This is a genomic window from Salinibaculum sp. SYNS191 (genome assembly GCF_037338445.1).
In the GTDB taxonomy this organism is placed as follows: domain Archaea; phylum Halobacteriota; class Halobacteria; order Halobacteriales; family Haloarculaceae; genus Salinibaculum; species Salinibaculum marinum.
In genome coordinates this window covers 3,667,295-3,694,239 of sequence record NZ_CP147838.1, presented here as the reverse complement: position 1 = coordinate 3,694,239, position 26,945 = coordinate 3,667,295, and the positions used below count along the sequence as shown (strand labels likewise).

21 protein-coding genes are annotated in these 26,945 nt (G+C 65.5%); 13 read left to right on the top strand and 8 right to left on the bottom strand.

Features of this window, described 5'->3' with window-relative positions:
* Nucleotides 1–345: 345 nt before the first annotated feature.
* On the top strand, nucleotides 346–1,443 hold the full coding sequence (locus WDJ57_RS19110; RefSeq protein ID WP_338902573.1) for a DUF4397 domain-containing protein: 1,098 nt from the start codon (nucleotides 346–348) through the stop codon (nucleotides 1,441–1,443).
* A gap of 119 nt (nucleotides 1,444–1,562) precedes the next feature.
* On the opposite strand, the gene WDJ57_RS19105 is transcribed toward WDJ57_RS19110, so the two are convergent.
* The 3 genes from WDJ57_RS19105 to rtcA all read right to left on the bottom strand — a co-directional run bounded on the left by WDJ57_RS19105 (nucleotide 1,563) and on the right by rtcA (nucleotide 4,238).
* On the bottom strand, nucleotides 1,563–2,456 hold the full coding sequence (locus WDJ57_RS19105) for a cation diffusion facilitator family transporter (protein ID WP_338902571.1): 894 nt from the start codon (nucleotides 2,454–2,456) through the stop codon (nucleotides 1,563–1,565).
* A gap of 105 nt (nucleotides 2,457–2,561) precedes the next feature.
* Nucleotides 2,562–3,041 carry a pyridoxamine 5'-phosphate oxidase family protein gene (locus WDJ57_RS19100; RefSeq protein ID WP_338902570.1) on the bottom strand — a complete coding sequence of 160 codons (480 nt, stop codon included), beginning with the start codon at nucleotides 3,039–3,041 and terminating at the stop codon, nucleotides 2,562–2,564.
* A gap of 168 nt (nucleotides 3,042–3,209) precedes the next feature.
* Nucleotides 3,210–4,238, bottom strand: a complete 1,029-nt coding sequence (gene rtcA / locus WDJ57_RS19095) for an RNA 3'-terminal phosphate cyclase (protein WP_338902569.1) — start codon at nucleotides 4,236–4,238, stop codon at nucleotides 3,210–3,212.
* Nucleotides 4,239–4,989: 751 nt separating this feature from the next.
* Here rtcA and WDJ57_RS19090 point away from each other — a divergent pair.
* The 8 genes from WDJ57_RS19090 to WDJ57_RS19055 all read left to right on the top strand — a co-directional run bounded on the left by WDJ57_RS19090 (nucleotide 4,990) and on the right by WDJ57_RS19055 (nucleotide 15,117).
* Nucleotides 4,990–5,733 (top strand): beta-ketoacyl-ACP reductase, encoded by a 744-nt coding sequence (locus tag WDJ57_RS19090; RefSeq protein ID WP_338902568.1) that lies wholly within the window; start codon nucleotides 4,990–4,992, stop codon nucleotides 5,731–5,733.
* Between the two features lies 1 nt (nucleotide 5,734).
* A complete protein-coding gene (locus WDJ57_RS19085) occupies nucleotides 5,735–6,901 on the top strand; it encodes a thiolase domain-containing protein (protein WP_338902567.1) in 1,167 nt (388 codons plus the stop codon).
* A complete protein-coding gene (locus WDJ57_RS19080) occupies nucleotides 6,898–7,290 on the top strand; it encodes a Zn-ribbon domain-containing OB-fold protein (protein ID WP_338902566.1) in 393 nt (130 codons plus the stop codon). The genes WDJ57_RS19085 and WDJ57_RS19080 overlap by 4 nt, the downstream gene beginning before the upstream one ends.
* Nucleotides 7,291–7,908: 618 nt before the next feature.
* Complete coding sequence (locus WDJ57_RS19075) at nucleotides 7,909–9,012, top strand: DoxX family protein (RefSeq protein WP_338902565.1); 1,104 nt, start codon at nucleotides 7,909–7,911, stop codon at nucleotides 9,010–9,012.
* A gap of 142 nt (nucleotides 9,013–9,154) precedes the next feature.
* Nucleotides 9,155–11,860 (top strand): phosphoenolpyruvate carboxylase, encoded by a 2,706-nt coding sequence (gene ppc / locus WDJ57_RS19070; protein WP_338902564.1) that lies wholly within the window; start codon nucleotides 9,155–9,157, stop codon nucleotides 11,858–11,860.
* 580 nt (nucleotides 11,861–12,440) lie between these two features.
* The gene (locus tag WDJ57_RS19065) at nucleotides 12,441–13,679 is read left to right on the top strand and encodes an NAD(P)/FAD-dependent oxidoreductase (RefSeq protein ID WP_380630223.1); all 1,239 of its coding nucleotides are present in this window, start codon (nucleotides 12,441–12,443) and stop codon (nucleotides 13,677–13,679) included.
* 52 nt (nucleotides 13,680–13,731) lie between these two features.
* On the top strand, nucleotides 13,732–14,412 hold the full coding sequence (locus WDJ57_RS19060) for a potassium channel family protein (protein ID WP_338902563.1): 681 nt from the start codon (nucleotides 13,732–13,734) through the stop codon (nucleotides 14,410–14,412).
* A 48-nt stretch (nucleotides 14,413–14,460) separates the two neighbouring features.
* Nucleotides 14,461–15,117 (top strand): TrkA family potassium uptake protein, encoded by a 657-nt coding sequence (locus tag WDJ57_RS19055; RefSeq protein WP_338902562.1) that lies wholly within the window; start codon nucleotides 14,461–14,463, stop codon nucleotides 15,115–15,117.
* A 37-nt stretch (nucleotides 15,118–15,154) separates the two neighbouring features.
* Here WDJ57_RS19055 and WDJ57_RS19050 read toward each other — a convergent pair whose 3' ends face one another.
* Nucleotides 15,155–15,886, bottom strand: coding sequence for a GNAT family N-acetyltransferase (locus tag WDJ57_RS19050; RefSeq protein WP_338902561.1), 732 nt, complete (start codon nucleotides 15,884–15,886; stop codon nucleotides 15,155–15,157).
* A gap of 220 nt (nucleotides 15,887–16,106) precedes the next feature.
* Here WDJ57_RS19050 and fer point away from each other — a divergent pair, with 220 nt between their 5' ends.
* Nucleotides 16,107–16,496, top strand: a complete 390-nt coding sequence (gene fer, locus WDJ57_RS19045; RefSeq protein WP_338902560.1) for a ferredoxin Fer — start codon at nucleotides 16,107–16,109, stop codon at nucleotides 16,494–16,496.
* A 121-nt stretch (nucleotides 16,497–16,617) separates the two neighbouring features.
* Here the strand turns inward: fer and WDJ57_RS19040 are convergent, their stop codons facing one another.
* The gene (locus WDJ57_RS19040) at nucleotides 16,618–19,665 is read right to left on the bottom strand and encodes an FAD-binding and (Fe-S)-binding domain-containing protein (protein ID WP_338902559.1); all 3,048 of its coding nucleotides are present in this window, start codon (nucleotides 19,663–19,665) and stop codon (nucleotides 16,618–16,620) included.
* A gap of 157 nt (nucleotides 19,666–19,822) precedes the next feature.
* Entirely contained in the window at nucleotides 19,823–20,461 is a 639-nt protein-coding gene (locus WDJ57_RS19035) for a hypothetical protein (RefSeq protein ID WP_338902558.1), read from the bottom strand.
* 174 nt (nucleotides 20,462–20,635) lie between these two features.
* On the opposite strand from WDJ57_RS19035, the gene WDJ57_RS19030 reads away from it, so the two are divergent.
* Together WDJ57_RS19030 and WDJ57_RS19025 are read left to right on the top strand one after the other, a co-directional pair.
* Complete coding sequence (locus WDJ57_RS19030; protein ID WP_338902556.1) at nucleotides 20,636–21,769, top strand: hypothetical protein; 1,134 nt, start codon at nucleotides 20,636–20,638, stop codon at nucleotides 21,767–21,769.
* Nucleotides 21,770–21,821: 52 nt separating this feature from the next.
* The gene (locus WDJ57_RS19025) at nucleotides 21,822–22,334 is read left to right on the top strand and encodes a CoxG family protein (RefSeq protein WP_338902555.1); all 513 of its coding nucleotides are present in this window, start codon (nucleotides 21,822–21,824) and stop codon (nucleotides 22,332–22,334) included.
* 44 nt (nucleotides 22,335–22,378) lie between these two features.
* On the opposite strand, the gene WDJ57_RS19020 is transcribed toward WDJ57_RS19025, so the two are convergent.
* A complete protein-coding gene (locus tag WDJ57_RS19020) occupies nucleotides 22,379–23,842 on the bottom strand; it encodes a hypothetical protein (RefSeq protein WP_338902554.1) in 1,464 nt (487 codons plus the stop codon).
* Nucleotides 23,843–24,052: 210 nt separating this feature from the next.
* Here WDJ57_RS19020 and WDJ57_RS19015 point away from each other — a divergent pair, with 210 nt between their 5' ends.
* Nucleotides 24,053–25,390: an ABC transporter substrate-binding protein gene (locus tag WDJ57_RS19015; protein WP_338902552.1), complete on the top strand. Its 1,338-nt coding sequence runs from the start codon at nucleotides 24,053–24,055 to the stop codon at nucleotides 25,388–25,390.
* Nucleotides 25,391–25,406: 16 nt separating this feature from the next.
* On the opposite strand, the gene WDJ57_RS19010 is transcribed toward WDJ57_RS19015, so the two are convergent.
* Entirely contained in the window at nucleotides 25,407–26,840 is a 1,434-nt protein-coding gene (locus tag WDJ57_RS19010) for a hypothetical protein (protein WP_338902550.1), read from the bottom strand.
* Nucleotides 26,841–26,945 lie beyond the last annotated feature (105 nt).

The following is a 26,945-nucleotide window of genomic DNA, read 5'->3' as shown; positions in this document are numbered from 1 at the left end:
TCGGCAACCAGCATGTATCCTGTGGTAACCGTAGCGCAAGTAGCTATCACAGGGATTCTGTCGGCCGGACCAGTCGATAACTAGTCCAGTATCCGACAGAACTGTCCGGGTACGTTCGGCTTTCTGACCGCAACAGGGCGTGGCTGCGGCGAGCGTCACGCCGTCCGTCCCGAGAGCCGAACTCACAGAATCGTTCGGACTACTTCCGTGAAAGATTGGGTTACTTTTTCTCCAAGTTCGCGCTACTTTCGCGGCGAACGTGATTGTTGCGAATAACAATGGCTGTCGTTCACCGTTTGAACAACTGCAATGCATCGCAAAACTAGAACGAATCTTGCAAGGCTCGTGATTGCCCTCACAGTCGTCACGGGCTTCGCGCTGGTGGGAACGACGTTCGCAGGGGCAGTCGCGGTCGATGACGGTTCGATAGTCGCCCAGCAGGCACCGCCGGGAGTTGACGGCAATCCCGACCAGAATCAGGCGTATCTCCGTGTCCTGCACGCCGTCGCGGACGCGGGCCCCGTCGACGTCTCCGTCAACGGTGAGACCGTTGCGACGGGTGTCGAGTTCAGCAACGCCACCGACTACGTGGCAGTCGACAGCGGTCCGGTTCAACTAGAGATTACTGATTCCGGGTCCGGAGAGACCGTCTTGAGCCAGGAGGCCAGTCTGAATCCCCGTATAGCGGCGACGTTCACCGCCAGCGGGACGCTTGGCGAGAATGGCGACGCCGGCCTTCAGGTGACGTCCACGCTCGACAACGCACTGGAATCGGGTGGAAATTTCTCGGTTCTGAGGTTTGCGCACCTGTCGCCTGACGTGCCCGCGGTCGATATCGTGCGCGTGGACCTGTCCGCCGATAACCTCACCGAGGTTATCTACGAAGACGTTGCGTACGGTGAAGTGGGCGATTACCTGACGGTTCCGGAAGGCGACCAGACGCTGCAGGTTCGCCGGGCGGACGACGGCACGACGCTGTTCAGCACGACGTTCGACCTCGACGACGAATCGGCCTACACCGCGTACGCAATCGGTCTCGGGAACGCGTCCGGCGATGAAGCCCCCGTCCAGGTGACGCCGATTCAGGACGCTATCTGGGAGTGGCAATTCCCCGGAGTGACCGGAACGGTCACCGAAGAGGAGACTGCAACGCCGTTCGAAGAGGAGGAGACCGAAACCCCGTCTGAAGACGAGGAGACTGCAACGCCGTTCGAAGAAGAAGACACTGAAACGCCGTTCGGTGAAGAGGAGACTGCAACGCCGTTCGAGGAAGAGGAGGAGACCGAAACCCCGTTCGACGAGGAAGAAACTGAAACGCCGTTCGACGAGGAAGAAACTGAAACGCCGTTCGACGAAGAGGAGGAGACCGAAGACGAAGAAGAGGAGGAGGAGACTGAAACGCCGACTGACGACGAGGACAGCGAAGAGGAAGAAGAGGAGTAACGTCGGACTATTCGGCAGTCCTCACCGCTCGGTGTGCTCCCGAGTCGCACCGGCTCCCGACTCGACTTTTTTGACCCGACCGACGAACAGCGACGAGTGCTCCAGAGGGGGGCTGACGCTCACGCCAGTCGGTGTTCGTGTCGCTCGCTGACGACCTCGACCGTCGCATGTGTGATGCCGAACTCGGATTCGAGGACCTCGTGTACCCGGCCGACGAGAGCGTCCCGCTCGTCGAGCGACGTCGTCGCGTCCGTCACGAACACGGATGCGACGGATATCTGGCTGGAGAGCGACCAGACGTGGAGGTCCTCCACCGAGTCGACGGCGTCGAGGTCCGCGAGCGCGGTCCGTACAGCCGCCGGGTCGACGGGGCTTTGCTGGAAGAATATCGCGCCGCTCTCCCGCAGGAGGACCAGCGCCGACCAGACGATAAGGCCCGCGATGACCACTGCCGTCGCCGGGTCGACTGCGACGACGCCGGTGAACCTGATGACCAGCGTCGAGACGATGACGGCGACCGACGCGCCGGCGTCGCCCAGCAGGTGGTAGAACGCGCCCCGCTCGTTCAGGCTCATCTCGCCGCCCTGCAGGACCAGGACGGACCCGACGTTGACGAGGAGGCCGCCAGTCGCCAGCACGAGCGTCATCGTGGTGTCGACCTCGACCGGCGAGAGGTACCGCCGGTAGGACTCGAACAGGAGGTAGCCGACCATCGGAACGAGGAGGAGGCCGTTGAGAAAGGCGGCGAACGGTTCGACGCGATACAGGCCGTAGGACCACCGGCCGCCCGGATTCGAGCGCCGTGCGACGAGGGTCGCCCCGAGCGCGATGACGTAGGCGAGCGCGTCGAAGAGCATGTGGAAGGCGTCCCCGATGAGTGCCACGGAGCCAAAGAGCAGGCCCCCGACCAGTTCGACGACGAACCCGAACAGATTGATGACGGCGACCAGTCCGAGTTTCCGGACGCTCCGGTCACCCGCCCCGGGTTCGGGTCCGTGGTCGTGGGACGTCATCTGCGTCTCTCTACACGTTCGAGCGTCAAAGTGACTCGGCCTCACCCAACCCTCTCACTCGTTCCAGTACACCGGAGTGGGGAGGTGGCGAGACCGCCGGAAACGTCAGTAGTCGATGCTCTCCTGGAAGCCGCGTGCCAGCCCGGTGTGCCGGATGCCGTCGCGGGCCTGTATCTCCAGTTCGTAGACTTTGACGTTGCCGCCGGTTCCGGCGTTCTTGAACAGCTCCGGCCGCCAGGCGTTCGTCAGGACGTCTTCGAGATCCGACCACTCCTCCTCCGGAACCTCGGAGAGCGGGCCGGCCAGGAGCACGCTGCGCCAGTTGAACATCGTCTCGACGCTGTAGACGAGAAATCGGGCGCGGTCTCCCTGCTGACTGAGCGCCTCCTTGTTGCTCGATGGCCCCAGCAGGTAGGTGAAATAGATACTGGAGTCCCCGTCGGCTGCGTAGGACATCGGAATCATGTAGGGCACCTCCTCCGCCGGCAGGCCGAGCACGCCCGTCGATTGCGAGCCGAGGAACTCCCGAATCTGCTCGTCGTTCATCCGCTCCAGACCGTACTCCTGCAGTTCGTCAACGGACATGGGTTGATTTCGCACTGTCTGCTACAAATTGATTGTGTTACTCCGTACCGTGTGACAGAGGGGCGAACCACACACTTTCCGTCCGTTCCATGCCGGACCCGGACGCCCGCCGCCTCGGCGGGACGCGACCAGAGCCATTGTCGGCTCGGCAGCGGTCCTGCGGCTGTGCTACCGGAGACTGGGGTGAGGAGACGCCTCGACGACGGCACCGTCGCCCTCGCGTTCGAGTGACAGGTCGCTGTCGAAGGCCGACAGGACGGCGAGGTTCGTCTCGACGTGGTCGGTGACGGCCGGAATCCGGACGCGGCCACCGGCGAGCGCGAGATACACCAGCACCTGGTCGGCCATGTGCTCGTCCACCGCCGCGTCGCCGTCGTGGAAGTCGAGGAAGCGGTCGACTGCGCTGTCCGCGACCGCCTCGGAGGTGCGGCCGGGTTCGCCAAGCGCGTCCCCACCGGCCACCGTGTCCTCGTAGACCCCCGCCACCAGCAGCGCCGACCCCGGCGAGTGCGCGGGGACGTACTCGACGGTCGGTTCGCCCACGGAGAAGCCTGCCGCCGTCAGCCGGTCCGTCGCCTGGTCGGCCTGTCTGTCGGCCACGTCACGCTCTTCGAGGCTCTCGGAGGCTTTCGAGTAGACGTCGACGCGGTCGAGGGTCCCGCGCGAATCGAGGGCGAGCGGTGACAGCGACGACGGTCCGGCCGTCAGCGTCGCCTCGCCGCCGCCGGCCGGATAGAACCCCGTCCGGTCGAGCGTGACCGCGGCGTCCAGCCCGAACCGGGCCAGGAGCGGGAGCTTCACCCGCCGGAAGTACGCCATCGTCGGCGACCACTTCACGTCGGTTCCACCGGTCGCAGTCACCCGGAGCGGGTCGTCGATGACCGCTGCGACGGGGAGCACCGCATCGAACAGAAGCGTCAGGCTCCCCGCAGTTCCGACCGCGACCGACAGCGACGTCTGTCGCTCCTCGCCGGGTTCGAACGTGAGCGACTCCGCCCCGCGTTCCGCTCCCTCGACAGTCGCGTCACAGAGGTCCGCAGCGAGGTCGACCGCGGCGAGGTGCTGTGCGCCCAGCCCCGGCTCCGGCCGTTCCCCCCGGATGTTCTCGATGCGAAACGGCGTGTCTGTGACCGCCGCGAGAGTGAGCGCTGTCCGGAGAATCTGTCCGCCCCCGGTTGCGCCGTCGATGGAGAGCATCTGTTCGTCCTCGGTGCCCGCTACGTCCGGGGGAAACGTCAAAGTAGCTCACTGCCCGGCCCGTCGAACCCGCTCACCACGGAGCCGGACCGTCCCGACCCCAGCCCTGCAGAGTGTTCGATCCGACGAGAACGGACCCCGGCGGACGGAGCAAGGCGAACTTACAGTGAGGGGATACTAATGGATTGTATAGTATTATCTGATTCCAATATTTCGTACCATACAACTCGTCATTCCCGCCTCCGAACAGCTCGAATCTCGTCGATAGTAAAACCGATTCCTACGGACACGTCGAAATCTCCCAACTCAGCGAATCCTTCGAGATGAGCCAGTAGAATGTATATGTGGCAAAGAGAAGATAATCTGCCATAGTTTGGTGTACAAGTATAGTTTGACAGAGCAGATCGTATTCGCTCACTCGACGGAGGATATCTCGCAGGTGCTCCTCCTTGACCGATGATAGAGAGGCTACGTCTTTCAGGACTGTGGATAGATTGGATAGTTGTCTATCCTCCCAAGCAGTAGGATTAATTAGTAATTTCCCGGATTTCCAGCCATACCAGTATTTCTCACGAAGGAGAGAATGGGCGAAAGACCACACTGCACGGGAATTCGCCAGTTCTGGCCAGTTCAGAAGGGTCCCACGTCGGAGTGTCCGCCGGGGGACTCGTCAAGGTCGGAATCGTGCCTGTCAAAATCAGGGCAAGAATTATGAGAGCAGACAATAGCCGTTATTGTGAGGTCTACAAAGATGTCCCTAGAGAACAGGACGTGCCTGGTAACCGGTGCGTCCAAAGGTATCGGGCGTGGCATCGCCGAAGAACTCGGCGAACACGGCGCAGACGTCGCCGTGAACTATCGCAGTTCGGAGGAAGAGGCGTACGAAGTCGTCGATTACATCGAAGACGCGGGCGGCACCGCCGTCCCCGTCCAGGCGGACGTGGCGAAGATAGACGAAGTCGAGGGGATGTACGAGGAGGTGCACGACGCCTTCGGTAACATCGACGTACTCGTCAACAACGCGGGTATCACCGTCGACAAGAAGTTCGAGAACATGACCCGCGAGGACTGGGACCGCGTCATGCAGGTCAACCTCGGCGGCGTCTTCAACTGCACGAAAGTGTGCTTCGAAGACATTCGGCAAGCCCACGAGGGCCGACTCATCAACATCTCCAGCGTCGTCGGCCAGCAGGGCAACTACGGCCAGGCCAACTACGCCACCACCAAGTCCGGTCTGTTCGGCTTCACCCGGACTATCGCGCTCGAACTCGCACACGAGGGTTCGACGGCGAACTGCGTGGCACCGGGCTTCGTGAAGACCGACATGCTCGCCGATGTCCCCGACCGCGTCAAGGAGGGGATTCTCGAACGGATTCCGCTCGACCGCTTCGCCGAGGTCGAGGACATCGTCAGCATGGTCACGTTCATCGCACAGAAGCAGTCTAGTTACATGACAGGACAGATTCTCGGCATCAACGGCGGGATGGAGTGGTGAAATGACACGGGTACCAATCGCCGGCGTCGGCATGACGAAGTTCGGCAAGAGCGGCGAGCGCACCGCCCGCGAGATGTTCGCCGAAGCCGCCGGCAAGGCATACGACGACGCCGGTATCGCACCGGACGACGTCGACGAGGTGTACTACGGTAACTTCATGGGCGAAATCGCGGAGCAGCAGGGCCACTCCGGCCCGCTCGCCGCAGACGCTGCCGGTGTCACTGCCCCCGCCACGCGCATCGAGAGCGCCTGCGCATCCAGCGGGGCCGCCGTGCGCCACGGCGTCAACCGCATCCGCAACGGCGACGTCGACGTCGTCCTCGTCGGCGGTGCCGAGCGCATGACCAACCTCTCGACTGCGGACGGAACCGCGGGACTGGCAGCCGCTGCGGACGCGCTGTGGGAGGTCAAAGCCGGGGTGACCTTCCCCGGGGCCTATTCGCTGATGGCCAACCGCTACTTCCACGAACACGGCGGCTCCCGCGAGGACCTCGCCAACATCGCCGTCAAGAACCACGACAACGCCGTCGAAAACCCCCTCGCACAGTTCCAGATGGAGATAGACGTCGAGAAAGTGCTGGAGGCGCCGACGGTCTGTTCGCCGTTCGGGCTGTTCGACTGCTCGCCGATGAGCGACGGCGGTAGCGCCGCACTGCTCGTCAGCGAGGACTACGCCGACGACCACGGCCTCGGGCCGGAGGTGGCAATCACTGGCACAGGGCAGAACGGCGACCGCCTCGCGCTCCAGGACCGCGTCTCCATGTCCCGCGCACCCGCCGCAGAACGCGCGGCGGAGCAGGCCTACGCGGACGCGGGCATCGGCCCGGACGACGTCGACGTCGCGGAGGTCCACGACTGCTTCACAATCGCGGAAGTGCTGGCTATCGAAGCGCTGGGCTTCTACGAGCAGGGCGAAGGTATCAAAGCGGCCACTAACGGCGAGACGACCATCGACGGCGAGTTGCCGGTCAACCTCTCCGGCGGTCTGAAAGCCAAAGGTCACCCCGTCGGCGCAACCGGCGGCGCGCAGATTTCCGAGTTGACGAAACTCCTGCGCGGCGACCACGTCAACAGCGACGCAGTCTCCGACGCCGAAATCGGCCTCACCCACAACGCCGGTGGCACCGTCGCGAGTTGTGTCGTGAACGTCCTGGAGGTGATAGCATGAGCGACGACGACAGAGTTCGCGACAACGGCTACGACGACTTCCTCGACGCCGTCGAGGAGGGTGAACCGTACTACCTGGAGAGTCCCAGCGGCAACGGCTGGCTCCCGCCCCGACAGATGGACCCCGAAACCGGCGAGCGCGACCTCACGGAGGAGCCGCTCCCGGAGACGGGCGAGATTCTGACGTCGACGATTACGAACGTCGCCGGGCCGTCCTTCGCCGACGACGCACCCTTCGTCGTCGCCGTCGCACAGTTCGGTCCCGTCCGCATCACCGGCCAGGTCCGCGGCATGGACCACGAGGACGTCGACATCGGTCAGGAGGTCACCATCGGCGTCGGCGAAAACGAGACGGAAGGCGAGCGACTCGTCGTCTTCGAGCCGGCCTGACCGCGTTCCGCGGTTTCACTTGACGACTGTCACCGGGACGGGCGAGCGACGAACGACCCTCTCGGCGATGCGTCGGAGACAGAGCTGAGCCGGGTTATCTCGGCCGTGCCTGTCGATGAAGACACCGCGTCTCCGTTCTTTGTGTGGGTTGCAGCCTCCGGTGGCCCCGCTGTGAGACAGCGTGCAACTCGCTCGTGACCTGTCCCTGCAGCGACGGCGCGGGTATCGGAGTGCGCCTGTACGACGTATCGCAGCGTTCCCTCGACTGTGCGGACCTGTCCATCGGCGGAGAGGCGTCTCCGAGGAGACGGTGGAAGCTGTGCACGAGTGGTAACAAAAATTGCCCGCAGGACGCCCCCTGATGGCGTTCTGCTGGGTGGCGGCCGGTCGAGGCCGCCGGATACCCACGCAAGTGAAGGTGGAGGTGGCGTTCCTCCGCCCGACGAGCTAACTGGTTTCGATTGGCGTACGAGGCTATCCCAGCGCCGGTCGCGTCGCTGCCGGCCGGCGCGTGCCGATGTACCCGCGTCCACTACTTAAAAATTCGGTCACTGACAAGAATCGCGACCCACGGTACCGACACACAAGGATTATTAGCGAACAGTCGTGTGTGAGTATATGGTTTACAGGTCCCGACCGGCTGTTGTGGCAACGCTGGCCGCGGGGGTGGTGGCGGTACTGGGTGTCGCGCCAGTGCAGGCACACGTCGACTACGTGACCGAGGAGTCGGGACAGTCGCTGGACCCCGTCGCCTTCCTCGTCGAGACAGTGTCCGATCCGACGAACCTCCTGTTGCTCGGCGGTGGCGCCGTCGGCCTGGGCGCAGTGCTCGGGGCGTACTTCGTCGTGCGACCGAAGGTCGAAGACGTCGTCGTGCTCCGTGAGACCCTCGCCGGGTACGACGACCTCATCCCGTGGATGCTGCGGCTCAGCGTCGGCCTCCCGCTGGTCGGGGCGGGCTTCGCCGGCTACCTGTTCTCGCCGGCGGTGCCGTTCGACACCACCGCCCGCCCCTTCCTGCGGTTGTTGCTCATCGGGCTGGGCTTTTTCACGCTCTTTGGGATGTTGACCCGCATCGTCAGCACCGTCGGACTCGCGGCGTACCTGCTGACGCTGGTCGCACAGCCCCGGGCCATCCTCGCCGTCGAGTTCCTGCCGGGATTCCTGGCGCTGATGGTCCTCGGAGGGGGTCGGCCCAGCGCCGACCACATGCTCCAGCAGGTCGCCAGCACGGAGGGGACGCTGTACGGGCGCGTCGACCCCGTCCACCACCTCAAGGCGTACCTGGACGAGGCGAGCACACGCTTCCGCCGGTACGTGCCGACCGCCCTTCGCGTGGGCCTGGGCGTCGGGTTCATCTACCTGGGACTCACGCAGAAACTCGGTGACCCGGCGCGGTCACTCGCCGTCGTCGAGAAGTACGGCCTGACGCGGGTGGTGCCGGTCGACCCGGGCATGTGGGTGGTCGGTGCCGGCCTCATGGAGATGGCCGTCGGGGCGGCGCTCGTCGTCGGCTTCCTCACCCGTGCCAACGCCGCGGTGGCGTTCGTCCTCTTTACCTCGACGCTGTTCGGCCTCCCGGACGACCCCGTACTCGCCCACGTCACGCTGTTCGGCATGGCCTCGGCCGTCTTCATCATGGGCGCGGGACCGTACTCCTTCGACGAGTGGGCCGGCCGACCGACCGTGTTCGACACCGAAGCGGTCGTGCCCGGCGACTGACCCGGAGTTGACGAGCCGGCAATCCGGCCGGAAATTCTGTGAGAATTTATTGTTTTCGCGTAATTCAGACAATGTCATAAATTATCACTATATCATAAGTGTTGAAATAGTTTTTACTGGGTCCACCCCGCAGGTAGGTGCGATGGAACGGTCTTCGTTGCACAATCGCACACTGGAGCAGGACATTGGCGCGCTCGGGGACATCCTCGAAGCGGTCATCACGGAGCAGGCGGACGCGGCCGATTTCGAACTCGTCGAGGAGATACGGGAGGCGGCGGCCGAGTACCGGGAAGGGGACCACGACTCCCGCGAACCGATTTCGCGGGCGCTCACGAGCGTCGACGCCGACACGCAGTCGACCGTCGCACGCGCGTTCACGACGTATTTCATCCTCACAAATCTCGCGGAAGAGCGCGAACGGGTCCGGGCCGTCCGGCGCGGCCAGGACCAGGGGACCTTCGCCGACAGCATCGAGGCCGCGGTCCAGCGCCTCGTCGCCGACGGGGCAGACCCCGAGGAGGTGGAGCGCGTCCTCGAGGACGTCTCCATCCAGCCGACGTTCACCGCGCACCCGACGGAGGCACGCCGGAAGACGGTCAAGGCGAAGCTCCGCCGAAGCGCCGGGTCGCTGCGCTCGCTCGACGAGCGCCGGCTCACCGAGAAGGAACAGGAGGACCTGCTGACGGAGCTGAAGTCGGAGGTGGAGACGCTCTGGCAGACGGCGCTCATCCGTGACCGCCGCCCGGAGGTGACCGACGAGGCGCTGAACGTCCAGTGGTACCTGGAGAACGTCCTCTACGACCGCATCGGCGAGACCTACAGCGAACTCGACAGGGTGCTGTCGGAGAACTACGACGCCGACATCGACGTCTCGCAACTCTACGAGTTCCGGTCGTGGGCCGGTAGCGACCGCGACGGGAACCCTTACGTGACCCCGGAGGTGACCGAGGAGACTCTCGACCGACAACGGTCGGTCGCGCTGTCGCTGTACCGCGACGACCTGAGCGACCTCGTCGGGACGCTGAGCGCGGAGCAGTCCCAGATTACCGTCGAGGACCACCTCGCAGAGCAGTTCGAACTCCGGAAGGCGCGCCTTCCCGCGGTCGCGTCGGAGGTCGAGACCCGCTACGAGGGCGAGCCCTACCGCCAGTTCCTCGAACTCGTCCGCGCCGGCCTCGCACGCGTCGCCGGCGTCCTGCCAGGCGGCTACCGCGACGAGGACGAGTTCGTCGCCGACGTGGCGGCGCTGGAGGAGAGCCTGCGCGCCAACAACGCCGCGGAGGTCGCCGACACCCACGTCACGCCGCTCCGCCGGAAGGCCGAAACCTTCGGGTTCACGCTCGCCGGCCTGGACCTCCGTGACCACCGCCAGAAGCACACGACCGCCCTCGAAGACGCGCTGTCGGCCGTGGGCGTCGACTACGCCGGGATGGACGAGGCCGAGCGCGTCGACTTCCTGACCGAGGCGGTGCTCCAGGACGAACCGGTCATCGACCTCACCGACACCGCCGACCTCGGGGAGACGGCCCAGCGGGTGCTGACCCGGTTCGACCACCTCGCGGACTGGCAACGCGAGTACGGCGTCTCGGCGATCGACACGTACTGCATCTCGATGTGCGAGGAGCCGAGCCACGTCCTGGAAGTGCTCTTTCTCGCCGACCAGGCCGAGGTCGTCGACCTGCCGACCCACTGCGGCCTCGACATCGTGCCGCTGCTGGAGACGGAGTACGCCCTCTCGGGTGCGAAACGCATCATGGGGACGCTCTTCGAGAACGAGGCCTACGCCGCGGCGCTCGCCGCGCGCGAGGACGTCCAGGAGATAATGCTCGGCTACTCCGACTCGAACAAGGAGAACGGCTTCCTGGCGGCCAACTGGAGCCTCCACGTCAACCAGAAGCGCCTCGCCGACATCACCGAGGCCCACGACGTGGAACTGCGCCTGTTCCACGGCCGCGGCGGGTCCATCTCCCGCGGTGGCGGCCCGATGAGCGACGCGCTGCTCGCGTTGCCACCGGAGACGGTCACCGGGCAGGTGAAGTTCACCGAACAGGGCGAGGCCATCTCCGAGAAGTACGCGAACCCGCGCATCGCCGAGCGGTCGCTCGAACAGATGCTGAACGCCCAGATGCGGGCGCGGTACAACGCGCTATCGGACCCCGGCGAGGACGTACCGGAGCGCTGGACGGCGGCGATGGAGACCGCGGCCGACGCGGCCCGCGACGCTTACCGCGACCTGCTCGACTCCGACGGGTTCGTCGAGTACTTCGAGGAGGCGACGCCCATCCGGGTCATCGAGGACCTCAACCTCGGGTCGCGGCCGGCCTCACGCACCGGCGAGCGGACCGTCGAGGACCTCCGGTCGATTCCGTGGGTGTTCTCCTGGACGCAGGCCCGCTGTATCCTGCCGGGGTGGTACTCGCTGGCCGCGGGCTTCCAGGCGTACCTCGACGAGGGCGGCGACATCGAGACGTTACAGGAGATGTACGAGGAGTGGCCCTTCTTCGCGACGACGCTCGACAACGCGTCGCTGGCGCTGGCCCGGACGGACCTCGAAATCGCCGCCGGATACGCCGACCTGGCGACCGAGGACCTCCAGGAACAGTTCTTCCCGCGTATCGAGTCCGAGTACGAGGCCGCCTGCGACCTCCTGAGACGTATCACCGGGCGTGACCACCTGCTCGAACGCGCCTGGCTGCGGGAGAGTCTCTCGCGCCGGAACCCCCACGTCGACCCGCTGAACGTCCTCCAGATGCAACTGCTCCGGGACGACGACCGCAGCGAACTAGAGCAGTCGACGCTGCGGATGACTGTCAAGGGCATCGCGGCGGGGATGCAAAACACCGGCTGACTGCAGCGGGCCACGCGGTCTGAACCCCCAGAACGGGGAGTGTGAGCACGTCGCTCGCAGTTGCGGTCCGCGAAGCGAATCCGTTCCGGAGGTGCCACAGGCCGGTGGCAGGTCAGACTAGGGAAATCGTCGTGTTAAGCGTTGCCGTAGTACAGCGTGAGAAGCGGGGACCAGGGTGGAATGGACTATGCACACTGTGGGGGGTGACGTCCACGCGAGAACAACCGTTCCCGTGAAGACGTCGCTGTGACTGGCGAGTGGGGCTACCACCGTCAGGTCACACCGCCGCGAAGCGGCACGTCAACGTACCACAGGAGGTATTATAATAATTTCGCCGGTCCGGCAGTCGGCCGGGGACGCCCCCTTTCCTCTCGGCGGTGCAGCAGGTATGTTACAATACTATACTTGTAACGACATGCGGCAATGTCTTCTAACCAACTATTCCTGCCGGCGTCGCAGCCGGTGTACGTGAACAGCCGGAACGGACCGGTCGCCACGAACCTATTTTCCAGTTTATTAATTGGAATTGAACTGAATGGCAATTCTCAATAGACAGGGTGTGCAAGCGTTCCCCATACTCATGTCCTATGTAATCGTCGGCGACGGAATCGCCGGCAGTTCGGCGGCGGAAACCATCCGGCAGGAAGACGTCGAGTCGGACGTGACGGTCATCACCGACGAGGGGGAGGCACTGTACAATCGTATTCTCACCAAGGAGTTCGCCAAGGGGAAGCTCCCGGAAGGTCCCATCTCCATCCACGACCCCGAGTGGTACGACGAGCGCGACATCGACCTCGAACTCAACACGTACGTCACGGGAGTGGACACCGACGCCCACGAGGTGCACACGCACGAGGGAGAGACCTACGAGTACGACAAACTCCTCATCGCGACGGGCGGGACGCCGATTCAGCTCCCGGTGGGGGACTCCGACGCCGACGGCATCCACCACTTCTGGACCTTCCAGGACGCCCGGAAGATTCGCGAACACGCAGACGAGGCGGAGAAGGGCATCGTCGTGGGTGCGGGACTACTCGGCATCGACCTCGCGGCAATCTGTGCGGCTCACGACATCGAAGCCAACTACCTGATGCGGGGCAACCGCTGGTGGCGCTACGCTCTCTCGCTGGACGGGGCGGAGATCGTCCACGACGCGCTCGCCGAGAACGACGTGAAACCGGTGTTCGAGTCGGGCGTCGACCACTTCGAGACCGACGAGGACGGCCACGTCACTGCCGCCGTCGACCCCAACGGCGACCGCTACGAGGGCGACTTCTGTGGCATCGCCGTTGGACTCGACTTCAACACGGAGTGGCTTCAGGGGAGCGGCATCGAGACGGACAACGGCGTGGTCGTCGACGAGTACATGCAGACCAGCGACGAGGACGTCTACGCCGCCGGCGACATCACACAGTTCCACGACACCATCCTCGGCGAGCGCGCACAGAACGGCGCGTGGGGCTCCGCCAGAGAACAGGGGTCGGTCGCCGGGGCGAACATGGTCGCCGACGGCGAGGCCGAGGAGTTCCGCTGGGTCTCGACGTACTCCATCTCCCACTTCGACTTCGCGTTCCTCTCCTTCGGCCACCCGACGCTGGGCGAGGAGACGGCCGAACGCAAGTACTCCGACAGCGAGTGGCGCCGCCTCGCGTTCAAGAACGGCCAGCTCATCGGTGGCGTCCTCATCGGCGACCTCTCACAGCAGTCGAACTACAAGCAGATAATCCGCGAGGAGCGCCAGGTCGCCGACCAGAAGGAACTCCTGCTCGAAGAGGACTTCGACCTGGAGGACCTCGAAGCGCCGCCGCAGGTCGAGTGACGCGACCGAACGAATAGATAACTTATTGACGCTCCATGTGGTACGAAGTCGCATGCGATTCGTGATTATCGGTGCCGGGAGCGTGGGCCTCCGGACGGCACGCGTGCTCAGGGACAGTGGTCACACGGTCGTCGTCGTGGAGAAGGACGACGAGGTGCTCAAACGGCTCGGCGACGAGGGGTTCGACACAGTCAGGAACACGGGGCCGCTGGCGGAGGTACTCGAACGGGCGGACGTCGAGGCGGCCGACGCCGTCGGGGCGCTCACCGACGACCTGAACACCAACTTCGCCGCGTGCATGATAGCCAAGCAGGCGGGCTGTCGGACGGTGATGCGACTCGACGAAGCCTACGGCGAGGAGGTCTATCGCCAGTACGCGAGCGACGTCGACGAGATAATCCACCCCGAACGGCTGGGGTCGGTCGTCGTGACGAACGCCCTCTCCGGCGGGAACATCCGTGCCATCGCGGACATCAAGCAGAGCCTCCAGATCGTCGAGTTCACCGTCACGGAGTCCTCGCCGATGGGCGGGTACAGCCTGAGCGAACTCGAACTCCCCAGCGACGCGCGACTGCTGGCGTACGGGAAGGGTGACGGCCCACTCGACCTTCCGACGGCCGACGAGGTGCTCGACGTCGGCGACCAGCTGGTCGTGCTGACGGACTTCAGGAAACTCGGTGACGTCCGCCGGCTCATCGTCGGCGAAGACGGGCCGCAGGTGCTGGCGACCTGACCCGATTCGCCACCAGTATTTTTAGGTCTCACTGTCTCTACAACGCACATGAGGTGTATCATCCTCGGGTTCGGGCGCGTCGGCCGGCCGACCGCCCAGCGCATGCAAGACGCGGGCCACGACGTCACGGTCATCGAGAACGACGACGGGAAGTTCGAGGCCATCAGGAAACGCGGTCTGACACTGGTCGAGGGCGACGGCAGTGACGAAGCGGTCCTCGAACGGGCCGACCTGGCGACGGCCGACGCCGTCGCCGCACTCACCGACGACCTCGACACCAACCTCGCCGCGTGTTCGGCCGCCAGCGAGGCGGGCTGTCGGACCGTGCTCCGAATCTCCCAGGAGATAAGCGACGCGGACTACGAGCGCTACTCCGGGCAGGTCGACGAGGTAATCTACCCCGAGCGCGTCGGCGCGGCGGCGGCCAAGACCGCACTGCTCGGCGGTGACTTCAACGTCATCTCCTCGCTGACAGAGGAACTGTCCATCGCCAGCGTCTCGGTCCCGGAGGGCGCGCCGGTCGTCGGCGAGCGGGTCGTGAACGTCGACCTGCCCGGGGAGACGCGCATCTACGCGCACGGGCGCGAGGGAGAAGACATGTCGGTCCCCCTGCCGCAGACGCGGTTCGAACCGGGTGACTCTGTGGCGGTGATGGTCGACTCGTCGATGCTCCAGGACGTCCGGGCGACGATTCGGGGGCTGTGACCGGTATCACTGGGGTCGCGAGGAGAGCGGCGCGCGCTCAGAGCGTGTAGGCCATCATCACCTGGTCGACCTCCTTGTGGCCGATGGTGTAGTGGTCCTCTCGGACACCCTCCCGCTCCCAGCCGCGGCGCTCCAGGAACGAGACCGCCTGCATGTTCGTCCGCGCGACGTTGTTGTACACCTTCAGGTAGTCGTGGCCGGCCGCCCAGTCGAGTGCCCGGTCCAGCAGCGCCGACCCGACGCCGTAGCCGCGGTAGGCATCGCGGACGCCGACGGTCAACTGCGCCGTCGGCCGGAGTTTCTCCGTCAGCGGGAGGTCGAGGTGGCACCACCCGACGATTTCGTCGTCGGCCGTCGCTACGAAGAACAGGCGGGCCCTGACGGTGTTGTGCCGGAACACCGTCTCGTCGTAGCGCATCTCCGCCGCGAGTTCCTCCGCGACGACGTAGGTCTTCTTCCCCGCGATCTCCTCGACGGTGTCGACGAGTGCGTCGAAGTCCTCGTCGGTCGCGGGTCGGACGGCGTAGGTGAAGTCCTTGGTCTCGAAGGTCTCGCTGCCGCCCAGGTCGAGCGCGAGCCCGAGCGCGTCACCCCGTCGTTCGAGGTACCCCGCCGCGGTCAGCGAGTCGACTGCCGTCTCGAACTCGTCGTCCGCGAGGCCGACCGCGCGCTGGACGTCCGCGGCGTCGTGTGGACCGTTCTGTTCGACGTGTTTGTAGACACGCTTGCTGGCTGGGGACTCGAATGTCACCGGTTCGAGTTGAAGCATACAGTAGCGTGTTACGTGGATGGTATGTTTAGTTCTTGCTTGTGGGGTAAGTAACAGTTTCCGGGTCGTGAGGGAGTGACGCCCCGGAGTCGGTCCACTGCCAGGGGGCCGTTCGAGCGCTCGACTGCGCCGGGGTCGGTGCGGTGTTCGGGCGGTAGACGGACTGTTCCGGGTTAACACGCACCAATATTTATTACGCTCTTCTCTCAATGGTACCCCGATGGCGACAGTAGAATACCTCGACTACGAAGTGGTGGACGACAACGACTGGGACCTCTACGACGAGGGCACGTTCGACGCGGCGGCAGACGCCGACCTCGGCGAGGAGGAGCACGGCACCTTCGACGTCACGGAGGGCGAGTACATCCTGGAAGCGGCCGAGGCGCAGGGCTACGACTGGCCGTTCTCGTGCCGGGCCGGTGCCTGCGCGAACTGCGCGGCCATCGTCGTCGCGGGCGACGTCGAGATGGACATGCAACAGATTCTCAGCGACGACGAGGTCGAGGAGAAAAACGTCCGTCTCACCTGCGTGGGGACGCCGGCCTCAGACCACGTGAAGATAGTCTACAACGCGAAACACCTCGACTACCTCGAAGACCGCGTCATCTGACCGGCCACTGCCCGTCCGGGCGGCAGCGGCCGACAGCGACGCGTCTGCGAGGGGGCAAAGCGGGCAGGAAACGGCAGCGAGCGGGCGTCAGGAACAGTCGGTTCGGAGAGTTCGCGCCCGGTCAGAGCGCGTCGGCGACTTTCTCGATTGGGTGGGGCGGCTCCTCGCCGTGTTGCTCCCGGTAATCCGCGAGCTGTGAGCGACAGGAGGCACCGGGTGCGACCACCTGGTCGGTCGGTGACTCGTCGACCTGGTCGTACAGAATCGAGCCGATGGCCTTGCTCATCGAGTAGTGTTCCTCCTCGTACCCGAAGCTGCCGGCCATGCCACAACAGCCCGAGTCCAGCGCGTCGACCTCGTAGCCCGCCCGCCGCAGGATGCCGACGGCGTGGTGGTCCTTCCGCGTGGCCTTCTGCTGGCAGTGGCCGTGGTACGCCAGCGACTCGGGCGGGGCGTCGAAGTCGATGTTCTCGTCGAGGCGGTACTGGTCCATGTACTCGAGGACGCCGTACGCCTTCTCGGCGACGGCCTCGACGTCCGACCCCGAGAGCATGTCGAGGTAGTCGAGCTGGTACATCACCGCGTCCGAGGGTTCGACCGAGACGATGTCCCAGCCCTCCGCGACGTAGGGCGCGAGCGCCTCGACGTTGTCCTCTGCCGTCGAGCGGGCGTGGTCGAGCATGCTCTTCGAGAAGGCCGGGCGGCCGCTGTCGGTCACCTCGTCGGGCACCTTGATGTGGATGCCCGCGGCCTCCAGCACCTCGACGGCCGCTCGGCCGACGTAGGGGTGGCTGTAGTCCGTGTAGGGGTCAGCGATGAGCAGGGCCTTCCGTTCGGCCTCGGACTGGGGCACCTGCGCACCGCCGCGGGAGCGCCACCACTTCCGGAAGGTGTTGCGGTGGAAGGCAGGGAAGTCCCGGTCGCTGGCGATGCCGACCGTCTTCTCCATCAGCCAGTCCACACCGGGGACCTTCATCCCCCAGTTCGACAGGGGCGCGAAGGTGCTGCCCAGCGAGAGTACCTGGTCGACGTTGGCGAACAGCCGGTCGCGGAGTTTCAGCCCCTCGCGCTGGTGGTACTCGTGGACCACCTCGGCTTTGACCTTGGCCATGTCGACCCCGCTCGGACAGTCGTTCTTGCACCCCTTGCACCCGATGCACAGCCCCAGTACCTCGTGGACGAACTCGTCTGTGAACATCTCGTCCGGCAGGTCACCGTTCATCGCGTGGCGCAGCATGTTCGCACGCCCACGCGTGCTGGTAATCTCCTCCTCGGCCGCGCGGTAGGTCGGACACATCACGCCACCGGTGGTCTCCTGGTATCCCGTACAGCCTGCACAGCCGTGGCAGAGTTCGACCATGCCCTGGAAGCCGTTCTCGTTCTCCCAGTTGAGCACGGGTTCGAAGTCGGCGTCGAAGGTGTACGAGGAGTCGTACCGGAGGTTCTTCGTCGCGTCGTGGTCGCCACAGACGTTGCCCGGGTTGAGCAGCCAGTCGGGGTCGAACGCCGACTTGAGGTCCCGGAAGGCGTTCCACAGGTCCTCGCCGTAGAGCTTCTTGTTCCACTGGGTGCGCGCGCGGCCGTCCCCGTGCTCGCCCGAGATGGACCCGCCGTATTCGACGACGAGGTCAGTCATGGCGTCGGATATCTCGTACATCTGGTCGACGCCGTCCTCGGCCTTGAGGTTCAACAGCGGCCGGATGTGCAACACGCCCGGACCGGCGTGAGCGTAGTACGCCGCGAAGGTGTCGTACTCGTCGAAGAGGTCCTGCAGGTCCGAGATGTACTCCGGCAGGTTCTCCGGCGGGACGGCGGTGTCCTCGACGAAGGGCCAGTGCTTGTCGTCGCCGGTGTTCGAGAGCAGAATCGGCAGCCCCGCCTTGCGCATCTTCCAGAACTTCGCCTGCCGGTCGTCGTCGTACGCCTCCAGCGCGTCGACGGCCTGAATCTCCACGTCGGTCACGTCCCCGGCGTCGTCGTCGGGGTCGAGTTCGGCCTGGTAGTCCGGCAGGCGGTCCGCGAGCAGGTTTGCGATCTTCTGTTTGCCCTCCTCGGGCGTGTCCGCGTAGAACTCGACCAGCAGCGTCGACTCGGTTCCCTCGGGGAGCGTCGCCACGAGGTCCGAGAACTGCGGGTTGTCGCGAGCCAGGTCCAGGAACACCTCGTCCATCACCTCGACCGCAGAGGGGTCGTGGTCGAGGATGGGCGCGACGTCGCGCATCGCGGGCAACACGCCGTCGTAGGTCAGCATCACGATGGCCGTCTCGTTGGGGATGGGTTCCAGCGAGACGGTGGCCTCGGTGACGATGGCGAGCGTGCCCTCGCTGCCGGCCATCAGCCGCCCGAGGTTGACCTCGCCGCGCTCGCGGGCCTCGTCGACGAGCATGTCCAGGTTGTACCCCGAGACGTTGCGTTTCATGTCGGGGTATCGCTCCGCTATCTCGTCGGCGTCCTCGTGGAGGAGTCGGCCGACCTCGGCGTATATCTGGGCCTCGATTTGCGAGCCCTCGTCGCGGGCCTCCGTCGCCTTGTCGTGGAGGTCCTCGACGTCTACCCACCCGAACGTCGTCACGGTCCCGTCCGAGAGCACGACCTCGCACTCCTCGATGTAGGCGTCGGTCTTCCCGTACTTCAGCGAGTGCGCGCCCGTGGTGTTGTTCCCGATGGCACCCGCGAGGACGCTCTTGTCGCCCCACGCCGGGTCCGGCGCGAACTTCAGCCCGTGCGGTTCGAGATTGCGGTTGAGTTCCGCGATGGTGATGCCCCCCTCCGCACGGGCCGTCTCCGCGTCGGGGTCGACGTCGAGCATCTCGCTCATGTGGCGCTTGAAGTCGAGGACGACCGCCTCGTTGACGGCCTGGCCGGCGAGGCTCGTCCCGCCACCCCGCGGGAGCACCGGAATCTCGTTGTCGGCACAGTACTCCATGACCGCGGCGACGTCGTCGGTCGAGACCGGCGAGACCACGCCAATCGGGAGCTCCTCGTACGCGCTGGCATCTGTCGCGAACAGTTCCCGTGTGTACTTGTCGAAGCGCACCTCGCCCTCGACCCGCGCTTCGAGCGCGGCGACGAGGTCCGGTCGGTTCTGCCCGTCACCCTGATGGTCGTAGTTAGCGTCGGGGTCACCCGACGGACCCGTGTGAGTCTGTGACTGAGAGTCGTATGCCATGCTCACCCTACCAGTTGTACTCCACCCAAATGAATGATTGGGGTGTCTTCGAGCTAATCAGTGCCTACAGCGGGGAGACTCGGCGGTCGAGCGGGGTTTCATCACAGATAGAGAAGGCAGAGAGCCGTCCCGGCCGCCGGTGTCGTCTGCCTCGGTCTCAGAGGATGGTGAACTGGTCGGTGATGACGTCCGAGTCCTCGCCGGCGTCGACCTTGACCTCGTAGCGGTAGGTGCCGGGTTCGATGTCCTCGTCGGTCTCGATTTTCGCGCCCCAGCCCTCCTCGGAGAACTCCTCGTGGTCGCCGCGCCAGGACATCTCCAGCGGGCCGTAGTCGGCGTTGGGGAACTCGACGGTGATGGAGTCCACCTCGTCCGCGCCGAGGAACTCGCCGGTGTCGCTGTCGAAGACGTTGACGTTGAGGCCGATCTCCATGCCGGGGTGGAACTGCCGGCTGCTCTCACACGGCGTGCCGGTCGAGGTGCCGTCGGCCGTGGCGGTGTCGTCCGTCGTGCTCGTCTCGTTTGTGACGGTCGTGTTGCCGCCGGTACCGCCGGTCCCGCTCCCGCCGGTGTCGCCACCGCTGCCGCCACTGTCGCCGCCGCTTCCGCCGCTTCCGCCGCTACCACCGCTGCCGCCGCTACCGCTGGGTGTGCCGGGGTCCGTGATGTAGTTGCACCCCGCGAGGCTCACCGTCGCCCACGCGGCCGCGCCGGTGGAGATGAGACGACGCCGCGAGACGTCGCCCCGCTGGCCGGAGCGCTGACTGGAAGTGTCGTCGGAATTGTCGTGGCCCATATAGCGGTATGTTCCAGCCCCATCGTACTTAAGAGTGTTTGTCGTTAGCTATCCAGACTCCATCGAACAGGGGCCGGGTCACGGTTGGGAGTGGAGGGTCAGTGTCGGGATGTCTCAGCGCTGATGAACTAAACGCAGAATTTATTAGGTGGGCGCGAGACGTATCACAGGAACATGAGCCATAGAAGTGACAAGACGGGTTCCAGCGGGGAACCGGCAGCACCGGACGAACTTCCAGAAGAATCAGGCGACAGCGGCACGACGCGGCGGCGGTTGCTCGCATCAGGGACGGCGGCCTGGGCGACGGTCCTCGCGGGCTGTCCGGGCGACGGCGGCGACGGCACGGACACCGAGGCACCGACCGACACGGCCACCGCAACCGAGACGGCAACCGAGACGGCGACCGAAACGCCGAGCCAGCAGCCGGAGAACTTCGTCGTGACGGCCGAGACCATCGCGGGCGGCGGCGTCCCGGGTTCGGTCTCGTTCATCTCCTCGTGCGCGGCTACGAACGTGTTCGTGCCGGGCATGACGGCGGTGTTCATGGTCGGTGTCTACGACCCCGAGACGGGCGACCGTCTGGGCCCCGACAGCCTCAGCGGCGTGTCGGTGAACGTCGAAGGGCAGGGTACGGTCGACCTGAGCTGGAACAGCGACTACAGCTGGGCGAGCAGCGCCGACGGCGAAGACTGGGTCGGTAGCTGGCAGGTTCCCGAAGACATCGAACCGGGCGGGCTTCCGTTCACGGTGGAAGTATCCAACGGCGACGCGAGCTTCCAGAACGTCGGCGTCCTCTCCGACTCCATCGAGGTCGTCGAGTACGACGACCCGACGAACTACGTCGTGGACACGGAGACCCGGTGGAACGGCCACCCGGCCCCCGACTACACCAACGGCTTCGTCGGTGCCTGTGCCCCCGAGCGGGAGTTCAGCACGGAGATGGACGTCACCTTCGTCGTCAGTATCTACGACAGCACCTCCGGCAACATGGTCGGCGCGGACGGCCTCGTCAACCCCAACACCGGGGAAGCTGTCGAGGACGAGGGGAGCGAGGTCAGCGGCGGCCTCGACTCCGTGACGGTCACCTCGACCGACGACGCGTTCGACGACGTGGCGCTGGAGTGGACCGCAGCACTCGACGACGAGAACGGGCTGCCGCGCTGGTTCGGCACGCTGGAGACGGAGAACCTCGACCCCGGCACGTACGGCTACGAGGTCCAGATCTCCGACCAGAGCAAGGGCCGCTTCGACACCGGTGTCGCGTCGGACCAGTTCACCATCATCGAAGTCCCGAGCAGCAGCAACTGAGCGGTTGACCGCTTCCGGATAGTTTTTCCCCACGCCCTTTGTTCGTTCAAGTATGAGCCAGCCGGACGACCAGACGCAACCGGCGGAGGACGACGACGGCAAATACCTCGAATTCGCCGATACCGTCGAACTGGACACCACCAAGGAGGACCTGTGGGAGGTCATCTCGGACCCGGCGGTCCTGACCGAGTGTGTCCCCGGGGCGGAGTCCATCGAGCGCGTCTCCGAGCAGAAGTACACCATCGACATCACGCGGGGCGTGAGCAGCCTGACCGTCTCGCTGTCCGGGGAGGCGGAGTTCGTCGAGATGAACCCGCCGGACTACATCGTGACCACGGGCAGCGCGTTCGACTCGAAGACCGGCAGCGACTTCGACATCCTGACCGCGATGGAGATGACCGAGACCGACGACGGGACGGTGGCGCTGACCTACAAGGCGGAGGTGTCCTTCTCGGGCGGCGTCGCCTCGATCAGCAAGCGGATCATCCGGCCCATCGTCCAGCGCGACGTCGACACCTACTTCGAGAACGTCCGCGAGCGGGTTCGGGACGACGGCGCGGAGTGAATCGAGCGGGGGGAGACGCGCCGGGGTCCGGTCGACGCCGGCGACTACTCGTCTGTGAGTTCGAAGGCGAAGTGAAACGCCGGGAGCGGCCGGACCGGATGGTTGTCGAGATAGGAGAGATGCGGCAGTAGTTCGAAATCCGGCATGTCCTCCTTGACCTTGAACAGCGAGGGGTAGACGTCGATGAAGTGCCAGCCCGGTTCGCCGGTCGCGCGAATCACCGGGTTGACGATGCCGGTGTCGTCGTCACCGCCGGTGCCACAGAGGTACCCCAGTGGATGGTTGTCGTAGACGAAATAGGCCGCGTTCTCGTAGTTCGTCCAGCCCAGCCCCGACAGCTCGATTTCGATTTCGGTCCCGAAGGGCCCGCTCGTCGGGCCGTAGGTCTCGATGGTGGGCTGCATCACGAAGCCGGTCACCGCGACCTCCCGGCCCTCCACGGCGGCCGTGATTGGTCGGGACGCGCCGATATCCTGCGGAATCGTCACGTCCACCTGGAAGGAGCCGTCGCTGTCGGCGGTGACCGTCGGCAACACGTCGGGCTTGCCCACCGGCGTGATGTCGGGGTCCGGCGGCGATGAGTAGCCCTGTGAGTTGTGACCCTCGTGGCGGTACCAGATGAGGTCGACCTCGGCGTTGGCGGGGAAGCCGGTCCCGGTGATGATGGCGCTGGTCCCGGCCTGGCCGCTCGTCGGCGAAATCTCCAGTTCGGCCTCGGTGTCCTCGTCGAGGTACGGGTAGTGTGCGGGGATGGGCTGCTCGTCGAACAGCGGGTCCATCCAGGCCGTCTCCGGCGGTTCGTCAGGTTCGGTCACCTCGACGGTCCACGAGGTCTGTCGGTCACCGGCCACGGCGCGAAACGGCGACTGCGTGTCACGGATGAGGTAGGGGACGCCCCGGTGACCGTGCCAGACCTTGATCATGTGCTTGCCCGGCGGCCCGGCCGCACGGATTTCCGCCGTCGCCGTCCCGCGGTTGTTCACGCCGGTCACGAACCCGACGGTGCTGTTGTCCCAGGCGACCTGGTAGTTCGTCGCCATCACGTCCGGACTGATGCCGTACCCGCGGAGGAGGAAGGAACCGCCGAGCGGTGCGACCTGCTCCTCGACGTCGAACCAAGCGATGACGTCGAACTCGGCGTCGTCGACGGTCTCGCCCTCCGCGTCCCGCACCTCGATGCGGTGCCGGCCGCCGAAGTCCTCCGGTATCGTCCACTCCCGGTCGAAGGCCCCCGAGGCGTCGGTCTCGACAGCCGCGATGGTGTCCACGCGGTGGCGGTACTGCGGGCCGACGATTTCGTGTTGCTCCAGGACGCCCCAGTGGCCGTCGACCGAGTGCCAGAGCACCTCGAACTCCTCATCGGCCGGGAAGTTCCGCCCCTGTACGGTAATCGTGTCCCCGACGTAGCCCTCACTGTGGCTGAGGACGACGTCACCCGGACGTCCGCCCTCGCCACCCGGCGCGCCGTGTGTGCTCCGTCGGGTCTCCTCGTTCGCGTCGTTTCCCATGTAAGTGTGTAGACAGGCCGTGTGGTATATATGTGCTGCTGAGAGGCTGACCCGGGGACGCCAGCCACCAGCACTCCGTGGGTTCGTCGCGTCCCGGCGGGTCGACGTGTAGGACAGAACAAACATTCACGTTAGCATCCATAATTACTGCCCCGTGCTGTCGGAAACGAAATGATAACTTCATTAGTGGGTGTCCGGGTAGGGCGGGACATGGGAGACAACGGCGGTCGAGAGCGAGTAGAGACCGAAAGGAGAGCCCGGGGCGCGGGTCGAAGCAGGCGGTCGTTCCTCGCGACCGGGGCAGCCGTCGCGCTGGCGTCGCTGGGCGGGTGCGCCGGGGACGGGGGCACGGACGGCGACGGCGGGAGCGGCGACGGCGGGAGCGGCAGTACCGGGACCGGGACGGCCGGCAGCCCCGACGAGGTGGTCATCGGCTCGGTCCACCCGTTCACCGGCAGCACGTCCTACGTGGGGACACGGTTGCACAACGCCGTCGAACTGGCCGCCGAGATGGCGAACGAGAACGGCGGCGTCGAGTCGCTGGACGGCGCGGAGGTCAGGGTCATCAAGGGCGACCACAAGAACGACCCCGCGCTGGCCGGCGAGGTGACCCGCGAACTCATCGACCAGGGCGCGGACATCCTGACCGGGACCTACTCCTCGCCGGTGACCAACGCCGCGACCCAGGTCGCCGAGTCGCAGGGCGTCCCGTTCGTCATCGACGTCTCCGTCGCCGCCTCACTGCTCCAGGCGCGGGACATGGAGTACGTCTACCGCCCCCACTCGAACTCCTGGGACATGGCGAGCGACAGCGTCGCGGGACTGCAGTCGGTCGCCGACCAGGCCGACCTCGACGTTCAGACGGCCGGCCTGTTCTACGTCGACACCAGCTACGGGCAGGCAATCCGCGACGGCCTCAAGCGCGCGTTCGAGGATACGAACATCGAGATTACCGCCACGGCAACCATCGGCTTCGGCGAGACGGCCGACACGCAGGTCACACGGTTCCGTCAGGCCGACCCCGACGTGCTCGTCCCGACGGTGTTCTCGAACCAGATGCTCGAACTGGTCGGCTCGATGCAGGACCAGGGCTACTGGCCGGACATCTTCGCCGCCCTCGGCAGCGGCGGGATGACCACGGACAACTTCCAGCAGATGGGCGAGGTCATCAACGGGGCGCTCGCCTCGGGGTACAAGATAGACCCGAGCAAGGAGCGCGCCCAGCAGGTGAACCAGCGGTTCATGAACACCTACGACACCGCCCCGATGGTGGACAACGTCGCGATGGCCTTCACGACGGCGGAGGTGATGATTGCCGCGGCCGAGCAGGCCGCGAGCACCGACGCGGACGCGCTGAACGGGGCGCTGCAGTCGCTCACCGTCGAGGACCATATCATGGCGATGCCACCCATCTCCTTCGACGACGCGGGAGAGAACGAAAACTCGCTGTCGGTTGTCGACCAGGTCCAGGACCAGCGGGCGCGTATCGTCTACCCCGACGAGTACGCGACTGTCGACGTCGTGACTGACACGATAGGACCCTCCTGAGAGGGCGCGGACGGCGCTACTCCTCGGTTATCTCGAAGGCCATGTGCATCCCGGGGAGCACGCGCATCGGGTGGTTGTGGAGATAGGAGAGGTGGGGCTTGCGCTCGAACTCCGGTTCGTCCTCCTTCATCGCGGTGATGGAGGGGACGACGTCGATGAAGTGCCAGCCCGGTTCGCCCGACGCCCGGATGACGATTCTGACGGTGTCGCTCTCGGCGTCGGCCGACTCCGCGGCGTAGCCGAAGGCCTTGTTGTCGTAGATGAAGTACGGGGAGTTCTCGTAGCTCGTCCAGCCGACGCCGGAGAGTTCGATTTCGATTTCGGTGCCGACGGGACCGCTTCTCGGCTCGAACGTCTCGATTTTCGGTTTGACCATGAACCCCGTGACGGCGACGGACTTGCCGTCCACCTCGGCGACGATGGGTCGCGTCGAGCCCTGCGTCGTTGGAATCTCGACCTCCACCTGGAAGCGTCCGTTGTCGTCGGTGGTCGCTGTCGGCAACACGTCGGGCCGGGGCTCCGGGAGGATGTCGGGACCCCGGATACCCGCGCCGACGTGTCTGTACCAAATGAGGTCGACCTCCTCGTTGGGCGGGAAGTTCTCCCCGGTGATGAACGTGCTCGTCCCCGGCGGGCCGGACTGGGGCGTAATCTCCAGTTCGGCCTCGGTGTCCTCGTCGAGGTCCGGGTAGTGCAGGTCGATGGGACTCTCGTCGTAGACGTCCTCCGTCCACGCGATCTCCGGTGGCTCCTCAGGTTCGGTCACCTCGACCGTCCAGGCCGACGTGCGACCGCCGGCGACCGGGCCGAACGGCGACTGCGTGTTGTTCGAGAGGTACGGGATGCCCTGGTAGTTGCGCCAGACCTGGAGCGTGTGCTCGCCCGGCGGCCCGACGGCGCGGATGCGGGCCATCGCCGTGCCGTGTTTCAGGACGCCGGTCATGAAGCCGACGTAGCCGTTGTCCCAGGTGACCTGGTAGTTGTTCTTGGTGGCCCTGGGGCCCAGGCCGTAGCCCGTGACGGTGAAGAAGTCACCCAGCGGGGCTTCGGTCCGGTCGAGTTCGAACCACGGCGTGATGTGGTACGTCGCCTGGTCGAGCGCCCGGCCGCTCTGGGTCATGATCTGGACGGTGTGGGGACCGCCGTAGTCCTCCTGGACCGTCCACTCCTCGTCGAAGGCCCCGGAGTCGTCTGCCTCGACCGTCGCGATACCCTCCTGCCGGGGCTTGAACTGCGGTCCGATGACCTCGTTGCCCTCGACGATACCCCACCGGCCCTCGCTGGAGTGCCAGACGATTTCGTACTCCCGGCCCGGTTCGAGGTTCCGGCCCGAGATGGTTAGCGTGTCCCCGACGTAGCCCTCCTCGTCGCTCAGCGTCAACTCGCTGTCGCTGTCTGCCGTACCCGGCGGCGCTCCGAGGTCGGACGAGGGGTTAGGGTTCTCCTCCATGGGTCAGGGTATTAATTAATCGTAGATATATCTTGCCCGTGCCCCCCGCGAGGACCGCGCAAATCACGTACTCATCACACGACGACGGGCCGACGCGGAATGGTA

Coding starts and splice junctions, on each gene's coding strand:
- WDJ57_RS19100 (WP_338902570.1), bottom strand. CDS start 3,041: ATGTCCGTTGACGAACTGCAGGAGTACGGTCTGGAGCGGATGAACGAC.
- WDJ57_RS19035 (WP_338902558.1), bottom strand. CDS start 20,461: ATGGGCCACGACAATTCCGACGACACTTCCAGTCAGCGCTCCGGCCAG.
- WDJ57_RS19075 (WP_338902565.1), top strand. CDS start 7,909: ATGGTTTACAGGTCCCGACCGGCTGTTGTGGCAACGCTGGCCGCGGGG.
- WDJ57_RS19055 (WP_338902562.1), top strand. CDS start 14,461: ATGAGGTGTATCATCCTCGGGTTCGGGCGCGTCGGCCGGCCGACCGCC.
- WDJ57_RS19030 (WP_338902556.1), top strand. CDS start 20,636: ATGAGCCATAGAAGTGACAAGACGGGTTCCAGCGGGGAACCGGCAGCA.
- WDJ57_RS19015 (WP_338902552.1), top strand. CDS start 24,053: ATGGGAGACAACGGCGGTCGAGAGCGAGTAGAGACCGAAAGGAGAGCC.
- WDJ57_RS19050 (WP_338902561.1), bottom strand. CDS start 15,886: ATGCTTCAACTCGAACCGGTGACATTCGAGTCCCCAGCCAGCAAGCGT.
- WDJ57_RS19085 (WP_338902567.1), top strand. CDS start 5,735: ATGACACGGGTACCAATCGCCGGCGTCGGCATGACGAAGTTCGGCAAG.
- WDJ57_RS19020 (WP_338902554.1), bottom strand. CDS start 23,842: ATGGGAAACGACGCGAACGAGGAGACCCGACGGAGCACACACGGCGCG.
- WDJ57_RS19105 (WP_338902571.1), bottom strand. CDS start 2,456: ATGACGTCCCACGACCACGGACCCGAACCCGGGGCGGGTGACCGGAGC.
- ppc (WP_338902564.1), top strand. CDS start 9,155: ATGGAACGGTCTTCGTTGCACAATCGCACACTGGAGCAGGACATTGGC.
- WDJ57_RS19060 (WP_338902563.1), top strand. CDS start 13,732: ATGCGATTCGTGATTATCGGTGCCGGGAGCGTGGGCCTCCGGACGGCA.
- WDJ57_RS19010 (WP_338902550.1), bottom strand. CDS start 26,840: ATGGAGGAGAACCCTAACCCCTCGTCCGACCTCGGAGCGCCGCCGGGT.
- WDJ57_RS19080 (WP_338902566.1), top strand. CDS start 6,898: ATGAGCGACGACGACAGAGTTCGCGACAACGGCTACGACGACTTCCTC.
- WDJ57_RS19025 (WP_338902555.1), top strand. CDS start 21,822: ATGAGCCAGCCGGACGACCAGACGCAACCGGCGGAGGACGACGACGGC.
- rtcA (WP_338902569.1), bottom strand. CDS start 4,238: ATGCTCTCCATCGACGGCGCAACCGGGGGCGGACAGATTCTCCGGACA.
- WDJ57_RS19090 (WP_338902568.1), top strand. CDS start 4,990: ATGTCCCTAGAGAACAGGACGTGCCTGGTAACCGGTGCGTCCAAAGGT.
- WDJ57_RS19040 (WP_338902559.1), bottom strand. CDS start 19,665: ATGGCATACGACTCTCAGTCACAGACTCACACGGGTCCGTCGGGTGAC.
- WDJ57_RS19065 (WP_380630223.1), top strand. CDS start 12,441: ATGTCCTATGTAATCGTCGGCGACGGAATCGCCGGCAGTTCGGCGGCG.
- fer (WP_338902560.1), top strand. CDS start 16,107: ATGGCGACAGTAGAATACCTCGACTACGAAGTGGTGGACGACAACGAC.